Here is a 19,733-nt window from a genome sequence, read left to right as displayed (position 1 = left end):
TGTGGTCGGCCGCGCCTGTCGCAACGCCCTCGGGGGTGGAGATGGCCATGTCATCTACGGCTACTGAACTCTGCCGGCGTCGACTTCGGCGAGCAGTCGAGGCTGAACAACAGTCGGCCAAAGTTGACGCGCGATCGGTCAGACACCGCCACCCTCGTCGGCGACGCCAGCTGGCTCCGTCGTTGGTCTCGTCGACGAGGAAGTCCCGATTCGTCGACAGACGCAGAACTTCGGCTTACGGCTGGCCCACGCGGTGGGTCACTACGGTCTGTCTGACGATGCCGACGGCTGGCCGGCGAGTGTTGAACATGCCGCGCCTTTCCTATCTATCGTCGTCAACGCTCTCGGGCCGGAAGAGGCCAGCGCCTGGATCGACGGCGCTCGAAGGGCCTACGCCCGGGAGAACAAGGCGAAGCTGGCCTGCACCTACAACGTCGACTTTCCGCACTACCTGACACTGGAGCTGGGCGACTTCGAGAACACGCTGGCGAGGGTTGCCGCGTGGGAAGCCCTCAAGGCCGTGTGCAGTACTCACTTCTTGGGCGCGTGCGCCCCGGTCATTAGTTCCGCCAGGTCGTCCGGGCGGAGGAACGACGGCGGTGGCGGGGGGCCCCAGTTGAACCTGGCAAGCTGGCCCTCGAAGACTTCCGGCTTCCACAACTGGTCGTCGAGGATCATGTCGAGGTCGCTGTAGTACTCGGCGAAGGTCCCAGACGGGTCCCGGAGGTACCAGAAGAAGTTCGACCCGACGTGGTGCCGGCCGAGTCCCCAGACGTGCCGCGCTGGATCGCGCTCGAGCATCGCCGACGCACCGCGCCCCACCTCGTCGACGTCGTCGACCTGCCAGGAGCTGTGGTGCACGAAGTTCACCGGGGTGTTCTGCACGAGCAGGTTGTGGTGGTCGGTGGAGCAGCGGAGGAAGGAGCCGCGGTCTTTGATGCGGTCGGAGGTCTTGAATCCGATCGCCTCCTCGAAGAAGCGCATGCTTGTCGCCAGATCGGTCGAGCCGATCACGACGTGCCCGAGCTTCCGCGGTCGGACCCGGTCGTCCCGGTTCAGCGCGTCGGCGCGCTCGTTGCGCCGCATCAGCAGACCGGGCGAGTTCGGGATGACCGGGGTCCGGTGCGGTGTCTGCCGGATCGGCTCCTCCACCTCCAGTCGGACGTTGACGCCTGTCACCGGTTCGACCGCGACGAGTGAGTTCTCGGTGGTGTCGGCGTCGAAGCCGTGCGCGTCCAGCCGCGACTTGACCCGGTTGATGTCGTCGGCGTCGTCGACCCCGACGACAATTCCGGCGAGGCGCCGTACTGGTGTGTGCACCAGCCGTAGCTGCTCGCCGCCGTCGGTCGTGGCGAACCGGCCGTCTCCGAGCGGCTCGAGTCCGAACTCGTTGTAAAACGCCGAAGTCTCCTCCACGTCCGGGGTTCCCAGGACGATCTTGCGCAGGGTGTGCAGGCCCATGGTTGCTCCCTTGTTCGTGCGGCTCCGGTCAGGCGACCCGGAGCACGACCTTTCCGATGTTCTGGCCCGCCTCGACGAGCCGATGCGCCTCCCCGGCCTCCTCGACCTGCAGGACGCGGTCGACGACCGGGCGCACCTGGCCGCTGGCGACGAGCGGCCACAGCTCGGCGATGGTCCCCGCGACGATCTCCGCCTTGGCCTCGGCGGAGCGCGCCCGCAGAGTGCTGCCGCGTACGGTCAGCCGTCGCCGCATCACTGCCTCGAGGTCGAGTTCCGCGACCCGGCCGCCCTGGAGCCCGACGAGGAGGAGTTTTCCCTCGAGCTTCAGCGCGTCGATGTTGGGCGCCAGGTACGGGCCGCCGACGCAGTCGAGGACGACGTCGACGCCCTCATCGCCGGTGAGCTCCCGGACCCGGTAGAGGAAGGACTCGGTCCTGTAGTTGATCGCTGTCGCGCCGAGTGCCTCGCACGCCTCGGCCTTCCGCGCTGATCCGACCGTCACCAGGACCGTCGCGCCGAGCGCCACGGCGTACTGAACGGCCAGCGTGCCGAGACCGGATCCCCCGCCGTGGATCAACACGGACTGTCCCGGCCCGATTCCGGCCTGCATCGTCAGGTTCGAGTACGCCGTGCAGGCGACCTCGGGCAGCGCCGCGGCCTCCTCCAGGGTCACGCCGGCCGGCACCGGCATGAGCTGGGTCGCCGGCACCGCCACCTGTTCGGCGTACCCGCCGCCGTCCAGCAGTGCGCATACCTGGTCCCCCACCGACCAGCCGGTGACGTCCGGAGCCACCGCGGAGATGCGTCCTGAGCACTCGAGACCGAGGATTTCGCTGGCGCCCGCCGGAACCGGGTAGGTGCTGGTGCGCTGGCGCAGGTCCGCCCGGTTGACCGCCGTCGCGGCGACGTCGATGAGAACCTCGCCGGCGTGCAGCGCGGGTGCCGGAACGGGGACCCATTCCAGGTCATCGGCCGATGCGGCGCCGGTCACCTGAATTGCGCGCACCGGCTTCCGGTCACGCTCCATCGTCGGCGACCACGTTCACCAGGGTTCCGACGCGGTCGATGTGGACCTCGACCTTGTCGCCGACCTGCAGGAAGGTGGGCGGCTCGTGGAAGAGCCCGACGCCGGCCGGGGTCCCGGTGACGATGATGTCTCCGGCGGACAGCGGCGTGAAGGTCGAGACGTACTCGATCAGGGTGGCCACGTTGAAGATAAGGTCCCCGATGCTGGCGCGCTGCCGCTCCTCGCCGTTGACGGACGTGGTGAGCGTCAGCTCGGTCAGGTCGCCCACCTCGTCGGGGGTCACCAGCGCGGGGCCGAACGCCCCGGTGCCGGGGAAGTTCTTGCCGGGCATGAACTGGCTGGTGTGCCGCTGCCAGTCGCGGACCGAGCCGTCGTTGTAGACGGAGTAGCCGGCGACGTGGTCCAGCGCCGCGGCCCGGGAGATGCGTCGGCCCGGGCGCCCGATGACGACGGCCAGTTCGCCCTCGTAGTCGAATTCCTCGGTCTCGCTGGGCTTGAGCAGTGGACCCCCGTGCCCGGTCTGCGAGTCGGCGTACCGGGGGAAGATGGTCGGGTACTCGGCCGCCGGCCGGGATGTCTCCTCCCGGTGCGAGCGGTAGTTCAGCCCGACGCAGAGGATTTTCAACGGGTCTGGGACGACAGGCAGCGATGTCACGTCGGCAAGAGCGTGCTGGTCGCGTGTGGACGCGTCCACACGGCCGAGCTCGGCGAGGCAATCGGCGGCGAGCGCCTCGCGCAGGCTGGTGACGCCCTCGATGGCGCCGGCCAGATCCACGATCCGGTCGTCGTCTAGGAGCCGGCCGAAGGAGGCGGTGCCTTCACTGGAGTAACTGACGAACTTCACAGGTGGTCCTTGAGAAAGGTGGTGGTCCGGTCCCACGCGAGGTCGGTGGCCGGCTGGTTGAAGGTGTCGCGTCCGTACGTCGCGAAGGCGTGCGGCATTCCCGGGTAGAGGTGGAACTCCGCTGCCGGGTTGTGGGCGAAGGCGTCCTCGATCACCGCGCGCGCCTCCGGCGGGCAGTAGTGGTCGTTCTCCGCGAGGTGGAAGAGGATCGGGCACCGTACGTCGGAGGCACGCTCGATCCGGTCCTGGACGCCGACGCCGTAGTAGCTGACGGCGCACGCGGGGTCCAGCGCCGAGGCGGCCAGGAAGGCGAGGCCGCCACCGAGGCAGTAGCCGAGCAATCCGACCTTGCCGCCGTTGCCGGGGCGGGCGCCGGCCCACTCCATCGCCGCGCGGATGTCGTCCAGCACGAGGTCGAAGTCGAGCCCGTCGCGGAGCTCGATCGCGTGCTTGAACTCCTCGCCGTAGTACCCGAGCTCGACGTCGCGCTCCTGGCGGGCGAAGAGGTCCGGGACGACGGCGGTCAGCCCGGTCGCCGCGAATTCGGCGGCCATCGTACGCATGTAGCTGTTGATGCCGAAGATCTCGTGGAGCAGGACGATCGCGTTTCCGTTCCTGGGCGCCGCCGGTTCCACGACGTACGCGCGGAACTCGTGGCCGTCGGCCGCCCGGAGCTGCACCATCGCGCCGGTCATCGCGGACCTGGCCAAAAGCCGCGGTGTACGGACGAACCCGCCTCGCCCATGTCGTGGTGGATGATCTCCGGGGCGTCGGGCGCGTCCCGCAGAGCCTGGGCCAGATCGGTCGGCACGGTCCGCACCGGCGAGTCGGCGCCGGCGATCACGCCGAGCTCGCTCGCCGGCAGCGCGTAGACGACCCTCCCGATCCCGGAGAGGTAGATCGCGCCGGCACACATCAGGCACGGCTCCGCGCTGGTGTACATGGTGTAGCCGGACAGGTCTGCTCCGCGGAGCTTCCGGGTGGCCGCGCGGACCAGGTTGGTCTCCGAGTGGCCGGTCACGTCCCCGGACACGACCGCGTCGTTCAGGCCGGACTCGACGATGAGCCCCTCCGGGTCGACGAGGACCGCACCGAAGGGCCGGTTGCCCGCTTCCCGCGCCGCCCAGGCCAGTTCGATGACGTGGGTGAGGTAATCCCCGTGGCGCGCGCTGTCAGTCATCAGTTCTCCCTTCGTAGGTCGACGACGACCTTGGTTGTCGGACTGAGGCCGACGCGGTTCCAGGCGGATCCGACGTTGGCGAGCGAGAACGTCTCGAAGGGCACCGCGACGCGGCCGTCGCGAGCCAGGGCGAACACCTGCTGGCAGTAGTCGCCGAAGACCTGTGGGGCGATCGAGGCGTTCGTATGACCGCGCAGGTCGAGCGAGCGGCCGCGCAGCAGTTCGCTGGAGAAAGTGGCCTCGGCACCAGCGCTCGACCCGAGGTTGACCATGCGTCCGCCCTGCGCCAGCGCACCGGCGGCGGCCTCGGCCGGCAGGCCCCAGACCGTGTCGATCACTAGGTCGACCGGGCCGTCGGTCGCGTCCAGGATCGCCTCGCGCAGCAGGTTCCTACGGTCGGCATCGTCGGCCGCGTCGCGCCAGAGCTCGTCGGTGGCTAGGTAGGAACACCGCAGGTCGTTCCATCCGACTGCGCTGCGGCCGACGGCGACCACCGTCCCGGCACCGAGCTCGGCGGCGATCTGGGCGCCCGCGCGCCCGACGCTACCGGTCGCGCCGAGAACGACGACCCGCTCCCCGGCGCGCATCGCTCCCCGGAGGCCCAAGGCCAGGGCGGCGGTCGTGCCGACGAATCCGACGGCGGCCGCGACCTCGGGAGCCAGTCCGTCCGGTACGGCGACCAGGTTGCCCACGTGGGCGTGCACCTGTTCGGCCATCGAGCCCTGTTCGATCCCCTGGGTCCGGAAGTAGACGAGGTCTCCGCTGTTCCAGCCGTGCGGGGAGGAGGAGACGACGTAGCCGACACCCTCCCGTCCCGGCACGTACGGCAGTTCGGGCTTACCGGCGTACCAGCGCCCCGAGGTGATCAGCCGGTCAACCGGGTTGAAGGACGCCGCGATCACCCGCAGCTCGACCGCGCCCTCCTTGCCGGTGGTCGGCGGCCCCTCGCGGAGCGCCGGAGGCGCTCCGAACTCCGCGATCACCGCGGAGCGCACCGTAGCTTTCATGCCTCGTCACCGGTGGTCGCCGAGCGACGGACCATGCCGAGGATATTCGCGCGCAGCTCGGCGAACTCGGCCATGGACTTGGTGGTGACCTGGTCGCGCGGGTAGTTCAGCCCAATCGGCACGATCGAAGTCACGCCGGTCGGGCTGCCGGAGAGCACGATGACCCGGTCGGAGAGGTAGACGCTCTCCTCGATGTCGTGGGTCACCACCAGGATCGTCACGTCGTAGCGTGCCTTGATCGTATGGGTGAGGTCCTCGAGGTCGGCACGCGTCTGTGCGTCGACCGACGCGAACGGCTCGTCCATGAGCAGCACCGACGGCTCGTAGGCGAGGGCACGGGCAATCGCGACTCGCTGCTGCATGCCGCCGGAGAGCTGCCACGGGTGCAGGTCCTCACAGCCCTCGAGTCCGACGCTGGCCAGCGCATCGTTGGCCCGGCGGCACCGGTCGGCCTTGGAGAGCTCCTTGATCTTGCGCAGCGGCAGGTCCACGTTGGCGCGGACCGTGGTCCACGGCATCAGCGAGCGGCTGTAGTCCTGGAAGACGACGGCGAGGCGCTCCGGCGGGGAGACCACCTCGGTCGACCCCAGCATCACCGTGCCCGCCGTCCGCGGCAGCAGGCCGGCCAGACAGCGCAGCAGCGTGGTCTTGCCGGCGCCGGAGGGGCCGACGATGCAAACGGTCTCCCTCGAGAAGACGTCGAAGGTGACGTCCGCGAGCACGACCCGCGCGTTCTCGCCGGTGCCGTAGGTCTTCGCGAGTCCGCGGACGGAGAGTGCCGGGTCTGCGGATTGCCGCGTGATGACGGTCGTCTCGGTCATGAGTTTCCTTCCAGGAGAGTTCCGCGGAGGCCGCGATGCCATGTGAGGAGGCGGGCTTCGACGATCCGAAACGCGACGTTCACGACGTAGCCGAGGATCCCGAGCAGCAGCAGCGCGGCCCACATCACGCTCATCTGGTACTGACGCGCCGATTGCAGCTCGATGTAGCCGATCCCCTCGGTCGACGCGATGTACTCGCTCGCGACGATCAGGATCACGCCGAGCGAGACGCTGATCCGGACCCCGGCGAGGATCTGCGGCGAGGCCGCCGGGAGCACGACCCTGAAGAGGCGGTCACGCCGCCGGAGGTGGTAGGAGCGGGCCACGTCCTTGATCAGGGTGTCGACGCCGCGGACGCCGTCGACAGTGTTGAGCAGGATCGGCCAGAAGGCGCCGAACGCGATCACGGCAACCTTCATCGAGGTGCCGATGCCGAACATGAAGAGCGCGACCGGCAGGATCGCGACGCCCGGGATCGCGCGCAGGAACTCCAGCAGCGGCTGGAAGGCCCGGTAGAGCGCCTCGATCATGCCGCAGAGCAGGCCCAGGGCGATCCCGGCGATCGTGGCGATGGCCAGGCCGAGCGCGAAGTTGCGCAGGCTGGGCAGGATGTCCGACCCGAAGCGCGTCGTCACCACGTCGTACAACTGGTGGACGATGTCGCTCAGCGGCGAGAAATAGAGCGAGGTGCTGTTGGCGCTGAGCGCCCACCACAGCAGGAGCAGTACGGCGGGAAGCCACGTCTCCGCGAGCACGCTCTTGGTGCGCCGTCCGATCGTCGCCATCATGCGGTGTCCCCTCGGACCGAAGTGTGCCACCAGAGAATCCGCCTGGTGGCGCTGTTGAGAGCAAGGTTGACGGCCACGCCGAGCAGTCCGATGAAGACCACGTAGGCGTAGGTCAGTTCGAGTGCACCACCGTTCTGTGCAATGGCCATGTCGAGCCCGACGCCTGGCGCGGAACCGAGGATTTCGCTGGAGACGCCGAGCAGGAGACCGACGACGATCGCGATGCGCAGGCCGGTGACGATGTAGGGCAGGGTCGAGGGGAAGAGCAGGTAGACAGCGCGCCGCCAGCCCGAGACCCGGTACGACCGGGCCGTATCCATGAGGACCTTGTCGGCATCGTGGACGCCGTAGATGGTCTGGATCAGAAGCGGCCAGAAGGCTCCGTAGACGACCAGGATGAGCTTCATCTCCATGGTTGCCCCGAACAGCAGGGTGATCAGGGGAATGACCGCGACCGACGGGATTGTCCGCATGAAGTCGATCAGAAGCCGCGACGAGACATGGAGGAACGGGAGGCGTCCGAGCAGGAGACCGAGCGGAATCGCCAGCGCGATCGCGATCGCGACGCCGACGACCCAGCTGATCAGGGTCTGGCCAAACGAGTGCCAGAACTGCGACTCACCGAACAGATCGACCAGGGTGCGCAACGTGCCGGTCATGCTTGGGAAAGCGGACTTGGGCAGGAAACCCTCAGCGCTTCCGACCTGCCAGAGCAGCAACGCCCCCAAGATGACTGCGATCGCTGTCCAGTGACTGCTAACTCGTTTGGCCAGCCCCTTCATGTCAGTTCTCCCCGACTAGCTTGGACAGGTTGATGTCGTTCTTGACGAACTTGTACTTCTCCATGAGCTGAGCCCACATGCCCAGGCGATCCTTGCTGAAAGCGGGGTCGTAGACGGGCAGTTGCATGCGAGCGGCAATGTCCGCCGGCGTCTTGGTGTACGTACCAAGGATCTTCCGAACAGCGTCCGGATGCGCGGTCGCATATTTCGTCGCCTCGTTCAGCGCGTCGACGAACTTCTCGACAACTACAGCGTGATCGGTGGCGTACTTCGCGGTTGTGACCGCGATCTGCTGGGCCGCACCAGGGACCGAGATCGCTCCGGGAGACAGGAGGTACTTCAAACCCGCAGCTTCTGCGGCGTCGGTGAACGGGGCGACAGTACTGATCGCGTTGACGCGCCCCGATTGAAGGGCGGAGACCATGCTGTCGAAGGGCACTTCGACGAATTTGACCTTGCTGCTATCGGCACCTGATTGGTCGAGCGCGGCGCGCAGCGACAACTCGCCGCCGCCACCGAGGCCGCCGACGGCGACCGTCTTTCCGTTGAGCTGAGCGGCGTCGGTGATACCGCTCTTAGCTGAGACGTAGACCTTGCCGGTGTCGGCGGCGGGGTCGTTCGTGGTGATCGTGGTTTCGCCGATGACGCGGAGCGGGATGCCCGCGGAGGCAGCTTGGAGAACGTCTGCTGTGCCGATGAGGCCGACCTGCGCGGTGTTGGATATCAGCGCCGGAATACGCGCCCCTGCGCTCGGCGCGATCTGGATGTCGACGTCGAGGCCGGCCTTCTCGAACAGCCCCTGTTCCTGGGCGAGATACAGCGGCGCGGTGTCGACGACCGGCGCGACCGTGACGACGACCTTGGTGGAGCCGCCCTCGGCGCTCTTGTTGTCGTTGCCGCCCGAACACGCTGACAGCAGGGACACCGCAGCGATCACGGCGACCGCGGCAGCACCTTTCTTGCGAAGGAAGGCCATCTGCACTCCTAGTGTCGCGCAATTGATTTTTTTGTCTTTTCGGGTGTCCAGCCGCCGATCAGGTCGGTCAGCGCGGCGGCCGCCGACGAGAGCCGGCGCAGGCATTCCGACGGCGACGCCGCTCCCCCGCGGTGAAGCCCCTGCGCGCCGATCGAGAACGCCACCTGGCCGGTGCTGTCGAAGACCGGGACCGAGACGCCGTGCGGTGGCCGCCCGCTGCTGACGTCGGCCAGTTCCCCGTAGGCACTGCCGTAACTCGCCAACTCCCGTTCGAGCGCCCGCTGGTTGGCCGGGAGACGGCCGTCAGCGGCAAGCCGCACCACGGCCGCCTCCACCCGGCGCATGTGGTCGTTGTCCGGGATCTCGACCCAGCCGCGATCGCGGATGTCGGCCAGCATGCGGGTGTAGCGGTCCCGGCCCGCGTCGGTCATCTCCGCGCCCGCGATCCACGCGGCCTGGGCCTCCGCCGAGGCCCAGGCGACGAAGAGCCCGCCCATCGGCGGCCGGATCGGGAGCCTCAGCCCGACGCGGCCGAGCCCGTCGTCACCGCGGCCGGCACCCACCCAGACCAACTGGATCAACTGCCCGCTGGCCGCCGCCGTCGCGTGGGTCTCAACGAGGCAGTCCCGCGCCACCTGCTCCAGGTGGGGCCGGGCCAGGTCGGCGAACCGGAGGTGACCCTGCAGGTCGTCGTCCACGCCGAGCACCAGCGACCGCGGCGAGAACCGTCCGTAGCCGCCCTGAAAGAACATCAGCGGCGTCACCGGACGCTCGACGCCGAGACCCCGTACGGCGCCGAGGACGAGCCAGTGGTCACCAGCGTCAATCACGGTCGAGATCTCGCAGTCGATCCAGGCGACCGCGTCCTCCAGAAGTGGCGACCCCAGTGGCGAGGTCCGCCACGACGCCGCCGCGAACTTGTCCGCCCCGCGGGTCGCGAAGCTCCGGCACACCTCCTGCTGGTCCGCGGCCAGCACGCTGACGCAGAACCGACCCGTCTCGTGGATCAGAGGGAAGCTCCGCGAATCCTTCGCCGGCAGGAACGCCACCAGCGGCGGGTCGATCGAGACCGAGGTGAAGGACCCGACGGTCATCCCTACCCTGCCGGCCACCTCGTGCTCGGCGGTGACGATGCTGACGCCGGTGGGGTAGTGCCCCAGGACCTCGCGGAAACGACCCGACTCGATTGTGGCTCCGGTCCGCACGGCGTTGTTCAGTTCGGAGGTCATGAGTCCCCAGTTCAGATCATGCGCCGTGTCTCGGGCGTCTGCAGCCCGAGGACGAACTCGCTGTGCATCTCGAAGCCGACCTCGCCCAGGACGCCGTGTGCGAGCACGGTGTTGATGTCCCGCAGCAGGCGGCCCAGGACGTGACCCTCGCGGATCGCCTCGGCGCCAGCGAAGCGAAAGCAGCGCACGATGGCGTCGTTCGCGGTCTTGCCCGCCAGCGAGGACGCGGTCTGCATTTTGTCGTGGAGTTCGAGGTCCATCGGCTCCCCGGCGACCAGCCGCTCGTGCACCTCCTGGTTGGTCTCGATCGCGAAGGCGCGCGCGGCCCGGACCCGGGCGTCAAGCTCGCCGAACTCCCTCTGGAACCAGGACTCCTCCGAGAGCGCGTTGCTGATGCCGATGTTGATCCGGCTGCCCCGGCGCTTGTTCGGCGCCATGTCCCGGATCTCGTCAAGGGCGCGGCGGGCGGCGCCCAGGACCATGCCGGAGTGCATCTGCAGCACGTACGGGACCATCCCGAGCCGCGCCAGCCGGGTGTCGGTACGCCGAGCCCCACTCATCGGGTTGAAGGTCAGGTCGTCGGGGACGAAGCAGTCCTCGAGGGTGAAGGCGGTGCTCCCGGTGGCCTTCATCCCGAGCACCTGCCAGGCGTCGAGAATCGTCACCTCCGATGTCGGGATGAGAGCCGAACGCCGCTGCGTCTCGCCGTCGACCTCGACGAGGAAGGCCGCCGAAACCCAGTCGGCGTGGTGGATGCCGCTGACGAAGTCCCACCGACCGGAGAGGCGGTAGCCGCCGTCGACGCGCTCCGCGTTGCCCGGCTTGAGCGAACCGGCCTTGAGCGGCAGCCGCTTACCGAAGAGCTTCTCGGCCACGTCGGCGTGGAGCTGGGTGGCGAGCTGGCCAGCGCCCTCCAGGAGGATCGTCGAGGTCCAGGCAGTGCTGGGGTCGATCCGGCCGAGCGCCTCGACGATGAGGAACGCGGTGACCGGGTCGACCTCGTTGCCGCCCAGGTCATCGGGGGTCATGATCCCGAGCACGCCGGAGTCGCGGAGCGCCTCGACGGCCGTGTCGGTGAGATAGCCCCGCTCCTGGGCTTCCAGGACGCCGGCCTTGAGCACGGGCGCGATCCGTGCCACCTCGGCGAGGCCGTGGGCGCGGCGGGCCTCGAGATCCGACGGCCAGGCAGTGCGGCGGTTCGGTGGGTCGGCAGTCATGGATGCCTCATCCTCTCGGTTCGGTTCGGTTGGACGCCCTTACGTTCACAGGCGCAGCGGCGACGCACATCACAGGTTCTCCTCATTTGCGATCCGGACCGTTCTGGCCGTTGACCGGCCGTGGCACAGTGGCCGGGCAGGCACAGGAGGATTAATGGGCACCGGACCCGGAACGTTGAATTGGCCCCTGCGCGGACGCACCGCCGAACTCGATCGGGCCGGCTCCGCGCTCCAGTCGCCCGAGACCACGGTCGTCTCCCTGACCGGCCTTGCGGGCATCGGCAAGTCGGCCGTTGCGCGCGCGCTGCTACGGCAGGCGGCCGGGAGCGGGCGCCCGATCTGGATCCCGGTCGACGACTACGCGACCGACGACGAGGCGATCCAGGCCGCCGCGGCGCGGCTGCGTGCCCACCACGGATCGGGCCCGGCATATGTCGGCGTGGACGGCGTGCCGGGCAGGCGCGTCAACCGGGTCGTCGCCGCCATCGCCGTGCAGTTCCCCGACGCCAGAATCGTCGCCACCAGTGAACGGCCGCTCGGTCTGCCCGGCGAGATCGCGATCCCGGTGGTCCCGCTCTCGCGCGCGGCAAGCATCGAACTCCTCCACGATCGGGCCCGGGTGCACGCCGGCCCCGGCGTCCCCGAGACTGCCGACGACCTGGCCTGCGATTTGATCGCCGCCAGACTCGCCGGCCACCCGCTGGCGCTCCACCTCGCCGGACTGCAGTCCAGGACGCTGTCCCTTCCCGGGGTGGCCGCAGAGCTCGACCTGAGCTTGGACGTCCTGCGCGACCCCGACCAGGGCACCGCGGCACGGCACCAGTCGCTCGCCGCTTGCATCCGGACGGCGACCGACGGGCTGGACGAGTTCCAGCGCGAGGTCCTCGCCCTCGCCATCGCGCTCGACGGCGGGCTCGACACCGCCACCGTCCGGCGCATCCCCGGCGGGGACGACAGACCCCGCGCGGTCGACGCGGTGACCGCCCTGGTCGGCCGTGGTCTGGTCGTCACCGCGGTCGGCAACCAGGGGCGGGCCCGGATCCAGGCGAACCCGCTGCTGCGCCGGATGACCGATCCGCCACGGCCGGAGCCGGCGACGATGCGGGCGTTCGAGCAGGACCTCGCCGAGGGCGCGCTGGCGATGAGCGCGAAGCGCGGCGCCGAGTGGTCGGTCGCCGCGGCCTGGTTCGACGACGAGCACGCGAACCTGCTCGGCCTCTTCCGCGACTGGGCATCGGCCCCGGAGGCGCCAGACCCGTGGCCGTACATCGACGCGCTGTTCCGCTACTGGGTGCACCGCGGGCTGATGGCGACCGGGGTCGACCTGGTGCGCGAACTCGGGCGGCCGGAGGAGGACCGGCCCGAGGACCTCGCGGTCTACCTGCAGACGCTGGGCGGCCTGCAGGCACATCTGGTCTCGTACACGGCGGTCTACGACGACCTTTCCCGTTCGGTCGAGCTCTGGCGCATCACCGGAGACCGGCGGCGCCTGGCCACCGCACTGGTCCGGTACTCGGCCTCGGCGCAGGAGGTCGACGGCTTCGCCGAGGCCCGCGCGGCCCTGGAGGAGGCGATGGCCATCTACGACGAGCTCGGCGACCTGTGGAGCCGGGCCCGGACCCAAGCACTGCTTGGCGCGGCCGCAGCCGGCGTCCCGGGACAGACCGACTTCGCCCGCGACTGCCTGGAGAGCGCGTCCACGACCCTCCGCAGGCTCGGCGATACCGGCGCCGCGAGCCTCCCGCTGCAGCAGCTCGGGCGGATCCTCCTTGACGAGGGAGACTACGAGCAGGCCGAGACCGTGCTCGACCACGGCTATGACGAGGCGGTCCGGGTCGGCGACCTGGTGCAGACCTCGGCGTACCTGAACCTGCTCGCGTGGGGTGACGAGTCGAACGGGCACCCGGCGCGCGCCGCGAGCCGCTACCTGGAGAGCCTGAAGATCGCGGTGCGGCTCGGCCTCCGCGCGCGTGCGGTCTGGTGCCTGGACGGGCTGGCGGACGCCGTCGAGAGCCTCAACCCGGGCCTGGCGGAACTGGCCGCGACCGAGGCCGCCGCGCTGCGCGACGAGCTCGGGCTGATGAACTGGATCGAGTTCTGCTGCCCCAAGCGGCATCCGTCTGCGGCCCGGCCGCTCGCGCCGCAGAGCACGCGCATCGCCAGGCTGGGCGGCCAGACCTGGCCGCCCAGCCTGGTCGTCAACCAAACCCAGCGTCTGCTCGCCAACCTCGCCGACTCCGGCGCCCGGGCCATGGTCCAGCAGGCGAACGCCGACGAGAAGGGGCGCCCGGACGGGCTGACCCCGCGCGAGATGGAGATCCTCGGCCTGATCGCCCAGGGCAACACCAGCCGCGACATCGCCAACCGCCTGGTGATCAGCATCGACACCGTCGGCCGGCACATCACGAACATGTACCGGAAGATCGGCGCCCGCGGCCGGGCCGACGCCACGTCCTACGCACTGCGCCACGGCATCGGTACGACGAGCTGACCCGGCCGCTGGACCAGTCGCTGAGCCGCCCCTCAGCTGGCGCGCTGGAAGACCTGACGGGAGGTCCGCTTCGCGATCCGCCAGCCGTCGCTGGTGCGGGTGTACTCGTCGGAGTACTCCCCGACGGCGAAGATCTCCGTCGACTGCGGCGCGTCCTCGTCCTTCATGAAAAGGATGTACTGCACCGCGCCGCCGATGTGGTCGTCGTCCGCGGCGACGAGCCGGTGATTGCAGACCATCGTGCGGGAGAGCTTCGGCTGCGCGGTCCGGGCGGCGGCGAACGCCGCGAGCGCCTCGTGTCCGACGTGCTCCTTCGGCCCGGCCGCGAACGAGCCGTCCGGGGTGAAGAGGTCGGCGAAACCCTCCGGTTCGGCGTGGTCGAGCTTCCAGTTGAACTCCTCGACCAGCGTGCGGAGCTCAAGTCGGGTCGTCGGCTGGATCTCAGTACTCACTCAGGTCACCTCTCTGTGCTCGGTGTCGCCAGGCCACCTGCCCGACGCCTCAGATCTCAGAAAGGCTCGCGGATAGCACGGTCACCGTTCTTCACTGGAACTCGCCATTTGTTCCCACGCCGACGGGACCGCGGACTGCATCACGTCCTCGACATACCACTCCCGGAAAATCGCGCCGATCAACGCGAACTTCACCGTGGCGGTCAACCCGAGGAAAGCGATCAAAACGCTCCATCCGCCGGTCACGTCGTGCAGGGCGCCGACCGCGAGCAGTCCCATACCGGCCGTAGCCGACTGGGCGAATGTCGAGAGCGCAAGGGTGCCACCGCCCCTTTTGACACGGCGGGTGGCGGGGCCTTCCGGGCTCCGGCCGCATGCTGGTGGGCACGGATCGAGGTGGAGACAACCGAGGCGTCCCGGTCGATCCCACCGGCGGCATCGGCCTGGGCCTGCACCTGCTGAAGCAACCGTTCCCAGGTTCCATCGGCCGACCAGCGCCGATGATGCTCATAGACGGTCTTCCACGGCCCGTAGCGTTCAGGCAGATCACGCCACTGCACCCCGGTCCGCACCCGGTGCAGGATGCCGTTGACCACCTGCCGGTGATCGCGCCACCGCCCGCAGCGGTTGTTGACTGTCGGCAGAAACGGCTCCCGACGTCGTCACTCCGCCTCTGTCAGATCCCCCGGCCAGTCATACAAGAGCCAACGAATCAGTGGGCGGCATGGGTGCGCGGTCAGCACCTGCGATGCCACCACGCCAACTCCGGGTCTGTCATCGGCTCGTGATGCGTCCTCCCAAGGAGCACCACGTCCAGGCGCTCCACATGTACCCGGAGTTCGCCGGCGGCCCTTGGCGGAAGCATGAACAGAGCGTCTTGCAGCTTGTCCCGGGCCCACCCCTCGCCGCAGCACGGGCAGGTGAACTCAGCCTCCCATTGCCTCCACCAGCGCTTGGTGCCATGGACGCGCACGGACCACACGCTCAACGCCACTGCCACGATGCCCGGAGACAATCGCTCCCGTTCGAGCACACGGACGGCGGCATTCGCCGCTCCCGACAGACCTGGGACATCGCGATACCGCACCCAGGGGCTTCCCCGGCCGCGTTCCCGCGACCGAAGTGAAGCTGGTGTTCTACGCGGCACGGCCCCTTCGGGTGCAAGTCATGGATGGCACCCTCCCACAGCCCAAGATCGGCCGGACAGAAACCAGGGCGAACGCCACCACCGGTGCCGCGACGAGGAGGCTGACGCTGGCGTCCCCGACCACGAGACCCTCCTGGAGGCTCGGCAGCGTGACGCCGACGCTGGAGACCGCCAGCCGGAGGTTGACGGCGACCGCCAGCAGCACCAGCAGGTTCAGGACTGCGCCGTACCCGGCGGTTCTCCTCACTGGAGTGCCGCGGAGGTCTGCTGCCGGACGTGGTCGAGCGTCACGCCGGGCGCTAGTTCGCGGGTCTTGACGTGGTCGGAAGCGATGTCGAAGACGCCGAGCTCGGTGATCACGGTGTCTACGACCCCGACCCCGGTCAGCGGCAGCGTGCAGGCGTCGACGAGCTTGGGGCGTCCGCTCCTGTCCGTGTGCTCCATGAGGACGATCACCCGGCGGACGCCGTTGACGAGGTCCATCGCCCCGCCCATGCCCTTGACAAGCGCACCGGGGACCATCCAGTTTGCCAGGTCGCCGTTCTGGGCGACCTGCATCCCTCCGAGGACGGCGGTGTCGATGTGCCCGCCCCGGATCATCGCGAAGGAGACGGCGGAGTCGAAGTAGCTCGCGCCCGGTAGCGCGGTGACCGTCTCCTTTCCGGCGTTGATCAGCTCCGGATCGAGGTCCACCGGCAACGGGTACGGCCCGACGCCGAGCATTCCGTTCTCCGAGTGCAGGACCACGTTGCGGCCATCGGGCAGGTGGTTCGGGATCAGCGTCGGCAGCCCGATGCCGAGGTTGACGGCCTCGCCGGGGGCGATCTCGAGGGCGCCGCGCCGGGCGATCTCCTGGCGGTTCCAGGGCATCTCAGGCTCCCTTCCGAGCGGGATTGGTGACCGTGGCCTTCTCGGCGATCGGCGGTTCGCCAACGGCGGGGAGGATGTGATCGACGTACACACCTGGGAGGTGGACGTCGTCGGGATCGAGGCGCCCGGACTCGAGGATCTCGTCGGCCTCGACGAGGGTCACCACGCCGGCGGTGGCGAAGACCGGATTGAAGTTCCGCGCGGTGACCCGGAACCGGAGGTTCCCGAACCGGTCCGCCTGCGCGGCGTGGACGAGCGCGAAGTCGGGGACGATCGATCGCTCCAGCAGGTAAGTGGTGCCGTCGAACTCGGCGGTCGGCTTCGGCTCCTGCGTGGCCACGACCTGACCGTGCACGTCGTGCCGGATCGGGATCCCGCCGCGCTCGACCAGGGTCCCGGCCCCGGTGCGCGTGTAGAACGCGGGGATGCCCGCCCCTCCGCAGCGGAGCTTCTCGGCCAGTGTCCCCTGCGGTACGAGCTCGATCTCCACGTCGCCGTTGAGGAACATCCGGGCGAGCGCCTTGTTCTCGCCGAGGTAGGTCATCGTCACCTTCGCGATCCGGCCGGCCTCGAGCAGGCGCCCCAGTCCCCAGCCGTCGAGCCCGCAGTTGTTGCAGATGACGTGCAGGTCGTCGGCACCGGACTCGAGGAGGGCGTCGACGAGCCCAACCGGCACGCCGGAACGCCCGAACCCGCCCACGGCGACCGAGCTCCCGCTCGTGATCCGGCCGATCGCCTCATCGATCGAGGTCTGGGTCTTGTCGATCAAGGGGTTCCCTCCGCGTCAGGTCTCCGCGAAGGGTCGCGTCCGGCGTACGGATCCGGCATCACAGGAAGCCGGGAAATCCGGACGGTGTCTCTGCGCTGGAACGGGGAACAGGCCTTGCTTTCCTTCCCTGCGGGCTCTTTGGTCTGCGGTCTCATGCAGGATCGCGTGACGCGATCAGCCAGTTGGTCAGTTCGACCGTTGCGAGGTACCACCAGAAGATCCAGTCGAGGAACGCTTCGTCGTACTCGCCGCGCTGGTCGGCCCGGCGGTGGCGCAGGTCGAAGCCGTTGGCGATCTGGAACAGGGCGCCTTCATCTTTCCCGCCAAGGTCCTCTTTGATCAGGGCGCGCCGTTCCTCGAGGATGCGTCCAAGGTTGAAGATGGCCGATCTCTTGCTCTCTGGTGACATGTCACGTCCTCGGAAAAGCGCGATGGCGTGGCGCACTCCGGCGGTGGCGTTGGGTGGGCTGTCGTTGAGAGCACGATGCACCAGTTGGCTTCGGGCAACGTCGGTGACGGCGATCAGGCGCCCGAGGTCCTCGCCCTTCGCAGCAAGCTCGTACTCGATGCCGGCCTCGCGCAGCAGCTTGTTGACCTTCCACCGGTACAGGACCCGGGACGGGCCGCTGTGAAATTCCGAGTGGTGCCAACCGCACCCGCTGTAGCTGTGATATCGCCGCGCGCGGGGGCGGCTCACCAGATCGTGGAGAGGCCCCGGGACTTTGCGGTCACCGGGGCCGGTAGAGGTGGCCCTGAGTCAGGACCGTTGCGCTAGATCCATCCCTGCTCAGCTGGCGTCGTCGCAGGTGGCGGCGGTTGCGGCGGGAGGAATACGCTTTGTCGCCGCCGAGATGGTCGGGCCGCATGCGCGGGTGTCCGCCACCGACGCGGCCGACACGGAGGCGTTCCATGACCGGAATGAGCTGCGGAGCGTCGCCCCACTGGCCCGGCGTAATCAGCAGGGCCAGCGGGTGGCGTCCGCCCTCACCGGCGAGGTGGATCTTGCAGGTGAGGCCGCCCCGGGAGCGTCCGAGTCCCTCGTCGGGGCCGTGCTCCCGGGGCGTGCGTCTTTCCCTGGCACTCGTGGCGGTTTCCTACGAGCCCCGGCGGCGTGCTGGTGGGCCCGACAGGAGGTGGAGTCCACGCTCACCATCGACCAGTCGATCCGGCCCTCGGCGTCGGCGTCGGCGTCGGCGTCGGCGTCGGCGTCGGCGATCAAGAACACCATCCCCGAACCGAGGAACCAGCGGGCCAACCGCCAGCGAAGTGGCAGCAAGGGCGGCCGACCCGCAGGCTTCGACAAGACGATCTACAAGCGAAGGAACGAAGTCGAGCGGACGATCAACGCGTTGAAGAACTCCCGGGCCGTGGCCACGAGGTTCGACAAGCGCGGCTACATCTTCCACGGCACCGTCACCGTCGCCTCGATCCGACTCTGGCTCCACCCGTGATCTCCGCCGGATCTAGCCGCCGGTCGTGCCGTCGAGCATCTCGCGCAGGATGTCCAGATGGCCGTTGTGGCGGGCTGTCTCCTCGGTGAGGTGGAGGAGGATCCAGCGCAGGTCGACGTGGAGGCCGTTGCGGATGGTTCCCTCGGCCTGCTTGTCCAGGTCGTTCCCGGCGACCAGTTCGCGGTAGCGGGCGCTCTGTTCAGCGTATTCGTCGAGCAACTGCGTGAGCGGGAAGTCGACGGCGATACGCATCTCGCGGTCGGGATCCTCATCCGTCATGGGGGCCCGGTCTTCCTCGCCGAGGAAGACCACTTGGAACCAGTAGTACTCGACCCAGCGGAGGTGGTTGATCACTCCGCTCATGGTCATCAGCGGTGAGCCCGGCAGGAGCGCCTTGCGTGCGTTCTCCGCAGAGACGCCATCGCACTTGGCGCGGGCGGTGTCACGTGCGTAGTCGAGAAACGTGGTGAGCTGGGTGATCTGGCTGGCGCGCAGGGGGACCAGCGCGAGCAGCTTCGGATCGACGCCCCCAGCGGCCATCGCCTTCTGCAGGTGCCCGACCGCCTTCCACACGTCGGGGTTGTTGGTGTTCTTGTTCTTCAGTCGGTTCTGCATGGCAGGGTGCTCTCCTCGCTGCGCCCCGACGAGCGCCTGGCGTTCGTGCTGCACGACGTGTTCGCCGTGCCCCACGGAGAGATCGGCACCGTCCTCGGCAGGTCCACGGACGCGACCAAGATGCTCACCAGTCGCGCTCGCCGGAAGGTGCAGACCGTCCGGCACTCGGCAAACGACCGACAGCAGCAACGCGAGGTGGTCGGGGCGTTCTTGGCCGCGGCCCACGAGGGCCGGTTCGAGCGGCTGCTGGAAGTTCTCCACCCCGAGGTGGAGTTCACCGTCCACACCCCCGGCGGACGGTTTGACGCGATCGGGGCCACCGAGGTCGCCAGCCGCGCCCGAGTGGCCGACGGCGCGGCACACGGACATGCGGCGACCGTCTACGGGCGACCCGGCCTCATCGCCTGGAACGAGGACGGAACCCCGCTGTCCCTGCTCGCCTTCACCGTCGCCGACGGCCGCATCACCGACATCACCGCCGTGGTCGACCCGGACGAACTCGCACTCATGGACCTGCCGGGCCCGGTCTGACTGTCTACCGGCGATGGCTGGTCGTCCTCGATGTGGTCCATGCCGGTCTCGCAGAGACGGTCAACGTAGCCACCT

19 protein-coding genes and 4 pseudogenes are annotated in these 19,733 nt (G+C 68.9%); 3 read left to right on the top strand and 20 right to left on the bottom strand.

Features of this window, described 5'->3' with window-relative positions:
• Positions 1 to 531 precede the first annotated feature (531 nt).
• The 12 genes from ACFU6I_RS24255 to ACFU6I_RS24200 are packed head-to-tail and all read right to left on the bottom strand — an operon-like array spanning position 532 to position 11,332.
• Positions 532 to 1,461, bottom strand: coding sequence for a VOC family protein (locus ACFU6I_RS24255; protein WP_384370410.1), 930 nt, complete (start codon positions 1,459 to 1,461; stop codon positions 532 to 534).
• Positions 1,462 to 1,489: 28 nt separating this feature from the next.
• Positions 1,490 to 2,467 carry an NAD(P)H-quinone oxidoreductase gene (locus ACFU6I_RS24250; RefSeq protein WP_384370450.1) on the bottom strand — a complete coding sequence of 326 codons (978 nt, stop codon included), beginning with the start codon at positions 2,465 to 2,467 and terminating at the stop codon, positions 1,490 to 1,492.
• A 10-nt stretch (positions 2,468 to 2,477) separates the two neighbouring features.
• Positions 2,478 to 3,332: a fumarylacetoacetate hydrolase family protein gene (locus tag ACFU6I_RS24245; protein ID WP_384370407.1), complete on the bottom strand. Its 855-nt coding sequence runs from the start codon at positions 3,330 to 3,332 to the stop codon at positions 2,478 to 2,480.
• Positions 3,329 to 4,042 (bottom strand): dienelactone hydrolase family protein, encoded by a 714-nt coding sequence (locus ACFU6I_RS24240; RefSeq protein WP_384370406.1) that lies wholly within the window; start codon positions 4,040 to 4,042, stop codon positions 3,329 to 3,331. The genes ACFU6I_RS24245 and ACFU6I_RS24240 overlap by 4 nt, the downstream gene beginning before the upstream one ends.
• Positions 4,024 to 4,512 (bottom strand): nucleoside deaminase, encoded by a 489-nt coding sequence (locus tag ACFU6I_RS24235; protein ID WP_384370402.1) that lies wholly within the window; start codon positions 4,510 to 4,512, stop codon positions 4,024 to 4,026. Before ACFU6I_RS24235 ends, ACFU6I_RS24240 begins: the two co-directional genes overlap by 19 nt.
• Positions 4,512 to 5,519: a zinc-binding alcohol dehydrogenase family protein gene (locus ACFU6I_RS24230; RefSeq protein ID WP_384370399.1), complete on the bottom strand. Its 1,008-nt coding sequence runs from the start codon at positions 5,517 to 5,519 to the stop codon at positions 4,512 to 4,514. The genes ACFU6I_RS24235 and ACFU6I_RS24230 overlap by 1 nt, the downstream gene beginning before the upstream one ends.
• Complete coding sequence (locus ACFU6I_RS24225) at positions 5,516 to 6,340, bottom strand: ABC transporter ATP-binding protein (RefSeq protein WP_384370396.1); 825 nt, start codon at positions 6,338 to 6,340, stop codon at positions 5,516 to 5,518. Before ACFU6I_RS24225 ends, ACFU6I_RS24230 begins: the two co-directional genes overlap by 4 nt.
• The gene (locus ACFU6I_RS24220; RefSeq protein WP_384370393.1) at positions 6,337 to 7,128 is read right to left on the bottom strand and encodes an ABC transporter permease; all 792 of its coding nucleotides are present in this window, start codon (positions 7,126 to 7,128) and stop codon (positions 6,337 to 6,339) included. Before ACFU6I_RS24220 ends, ACFU6I_RS24225 begins: the two co-directional genes overlap by 4 nt.
• A complete protein-coding gene (locus ACFU6I_RS24215; protein ID WP_384370390.1) occupies positions 7,125 to 7,910 on the bottom strand; it encodes an ABC transporter permease in 786 nt (261 codons plus the stop codon). The genes ACFU6I_RS24220 and ACFU6I_RS24215 overlap by 4 nt, the downstream gene beginning before the upstream one ends.
• Before the next feature lies 1 nt (position 7,911).
• The gene (locus tag ACFU6I_RS24210) at positions 7,912 to 8,886 is read right to left on the bottom strand and encodes an ABC transporter substrate-binding protein (protein ID WP_384370387.1); all 975 of its coding nucleotides are present in this window, start codon (positions 8,884 to 8,886) and stop codon (positions 7,912 to 7,914) included.
• 8 nt (positions 8,887 to 8,894) lie between these two features.
• On the bottom strand, positions 8,895 to 10,115 hold the full coding sequence (locus tag ACFU6I_RS24205) for a flavin reductase (protein ID WP_384370384.1): 1,221 nt from the start codon (positions 10,113 to 10,115) through the stop codon (positions 8,895 to 8,897).
• Between the two features lie 11 nt (positions 10,116 to 10,126).
• On the bottom strand, positions 10,127 to 11,332 hold the full coding sequence (locus tag ACFU6I_RS24200; RefSeq protein WP_384370381.1) for an acyl-CoA dehydrogenase family protein: 1,206 nt from the start codon (positions 11,330 to 11,332) through the stop codon (positions 10,127 to 10,129).
• 154 nt (positions 11,333 to 11,486) lie between these two features.
• On the opposite strand from ACFU6I_RS24200, the gene ACFU6I_RS24195 reads away from it, so the two are divergent.
• The gene (locus ACFU6I_RS24195; RefSeq protein WP_384370378.1) at positions 11,487 to 13,823 is read left to right on the top strand and encodes a LuxR C-terminal-related transcriptional regulator; all 2,337 of its coding nucleotides are present in this window, start codon (positions 11,487 to 11,489) and stop codon (positions 13,821 to 13,823) included.
• A gap of 32 nt (positions 13,824 to 13,855) precedes the next feature.
• On the opposite strand, the gene ACFU6I_RS24190 is transcribed toward ACFU6I_RS24195, so the two are convergent.
• From ACFU6I_RS24190 to ACFU6I_RS24160, 7 genes and pseudogenes are all read right to left on the bottom strand, one after another.
• On the bottom strand, positions 13,856 to 14,275 hold the full coding sequence (locus ACFU6I_RS24190) for a nuclear transport factor 2 family protein (RefSeq protein WP_384370375.1): 420 nt from the start codon (positions 14,273 to 14,275) through the stop codon (positions 13,856 to 13,858).
• 81 nt (positions 14,276 to 14,356) lie between these two features.
• Entirely contained in the window at positions 14,357 to 14,554 is a 198-nt protein-coding gene (locus ACFU6I_RS24185) for a hypothetical protein (protein WP_384370372.1), read from the bottom strand.
• Positions 14,555 to 14,622: 68 nt separating this feature from the next.
• Positions 14,623 to 14,919: pseudogene (locus ACFU6I_RS24180) on the bottom strand (transposase); the annotation flags it as partial.
• Between the two features lie 746 nt (positions 14,920 to 15,665).
• Positions 15,666 to 16,292 carry a 3-oxoacid CoA-transferase subunit B gene (locus tag ACFU6I_RS24175; RefSeq protein WP_384370369.1) on the bottom strand — a complete coding sequence of 209 codons (627 nt, stop codon included), beginning with the start codon at positions 16,290 to 16,292 and terminating at the stop codon, positions 15,666 to 15,668.
• Position 16,293: 1 nt separating this feature from the next.
• On the bottom strand, positions 16,294 to 17,061 hold the full coding sequence (locus ACFU6I_RS24170; RefSeq protein WP_384370366.1) for a CoA transferase subunit A: 768 nt from the start codon (positions 17,059 to 17,061) through the stop codon (positions 16,294 to 16,296).
• Between the two features lie 151 nt (positions 17,062 to 17,212).
• Positions 17,213 to 17,767, bottom strand: a pseudogene (locus tag ACFU6I_RS24165) (hypothetical protein); the annotation flags it as partial.
• Positions 17,768 to 17,849: 82 nt separating this feature from the next.
• A pseudogene (locus tag ACFU6I_RS24160) lies at positions 17,850 to 18,250 on the bottom strand (transposase); the annotation flags it as partial.
• Positions 18,251 to 18,359: 109 nt separating this feature from the next.
• On the opposite strand from ACFU6I_RS24160, the pseudogene ACFU6I_RS24155 reads away from it, so the two are divergent.
• A pseudogene (locus ACFU6I_RS24155) lies at positions 18,360 to 18,512 on the top strand (IS5/IS1182 family transposase); the annotation flags it as partial.
• A 12-nt stretch (positions 18,513 to 18,524) separates the two neighbouring features.
• On the opposite strand, the gene ACFU6I_RS24150 reads toward ACFU6I_RS24155, so the two are convergent.
• A complete protein-coding gene (locus ACFU6I_RS24150) occupies positions 18,525 to 19,052 on the bottom strand; it encodes a DinB family protein (RefSeq protein ID WP_384370447.1) in 528 nt (175 codons plus the stop codon).
• An 81-nt stretch (positions 19,053 to 19,133) separates the two neighbouring features.
• Between ACFU6I_RS24150 and ACFU6I_RS24145 the strand changes: the two genes are divergently transcribed.
• On the top strand, positions 19,134 to 19,658 hold the full coding sequence (locus tag ACFU6I_RS24145; RefSeq protein WP_384370363.1) for a sigma factor-like helix-turn-helix DNA-binding protein: 525 nt from the start codon (positions 19,134 to 19,136) through the stop codon (positions 19,656 to 19,658).
• Positions 19,659 to 19,733 lie beyond the last annotated feature (75 nt).

It is taken from the genome of Streptomyces sp. NPDC057486, assembly GCF_042802415.1.
GTDB classification, from domain to species: domain Bacteria; phylum Actinomycetota; class Actinomycetes; order Streptomycetales; family Streptomycetaceae; genus Streptomyces; species Streptomyces yanii.
The sequence above is the reverse complement of the archived record's forward strand: the minus strand, read 5'-3'. Positions and strand labels throughout refer to the sequence as shown.

Coding starts and splice junctions, on each gene's coding strand:
- ACFU6I_RS24255 (WP_384370410.1), bottom strand. CDS start 1,461: ATGGGCCTGCACACCCTGCGCAAGATCGTCCTGGGAACCCCGGACGTG.
- ACFU6I_RS24235 (WP_384370402.1), bottom strand. CDS start 4,512: ATGACTGACAGCGCGCGCCACGGGGATTACCTCACCCACGTCATCGAA.
- ACFU6I_RS24230 (WP_384370399.1), bottom strand. CDS start 5,519: ATGAAAGCTACGGTGCGCTCCGCGGTGATCGCGGAGTTCGGAGCGCCT.
- ACFU6I_RS24225 (WP_384370396.1), bottom strand. CDS start 6,340: ATGACCGAGACGACCGTCATCACGCGGCAATCCGCAGACCCGGCACTC.
- ACFU6I_RS24220 (WP_384370393.1), bottom strand. CDS start 7,128: ATGATGGCGACGATCGGACGGCGCACCAAGAGCGTGCTCGCGGAGACG.
- ACFU6I_RS24215 (WP_384370390.1), bottom strand. CDS start 7,910: ATGAAGGGGCTGGCCAAACGAGTTAGCAGTCACTGGACAGCGATCGCA.
- ACFU6I_RS24210 (WP_384370387.1), bottom strand. CDS start 8,886: ATGGCCTTCCTTCGCAAGAAAGGTGCTGCCGCGGTCGCCGTGATCGCT.
- ACFU6I_RS24205 (WP_384370384.1), bottom strand. CDS start 10,115: ATGACCTCCGAACTGAACAACGCCGTGCGGACCGGAGCCACAATCGAG.
- ACFU6I_RS24200 (WP_384370381.1), bottom strand. CDS start 11,332: ATGACTGCCGACCCACCGAACCGCCGCACTGCCTGGCCGTCGGATCTC.
- ACFU6I_RS24195 (WP_384370378.1), top strand. CDS start 11,487: ATGGGCACCGGACCCGGAACGTTGAATTGGCCCCTGCGCGGACGCACC.
- ACFU6I_RS24185 (WP_384370372.1), bottom strand. CDS start 14,554: ATGGGACTGCTCGCGGTCGGCGCCCTGCACGACGTGACCGGCGGATGG.
- ACFU6I_RS24175 (WP_384370369.1), bottom strand. CDS start 16,292: ATGCCCTGGAACCGCCAGGAGATCGCCCGGCGCGGCGCCCTCGAGATC.
- ACFU6I_RS24150 (WP_384370447.1), bottom strand. CDS start 19,052: ATGGCCGCTGGGGGCGTCGATCCGAAGCTGCTCGCGCTGGTCCCCCTG.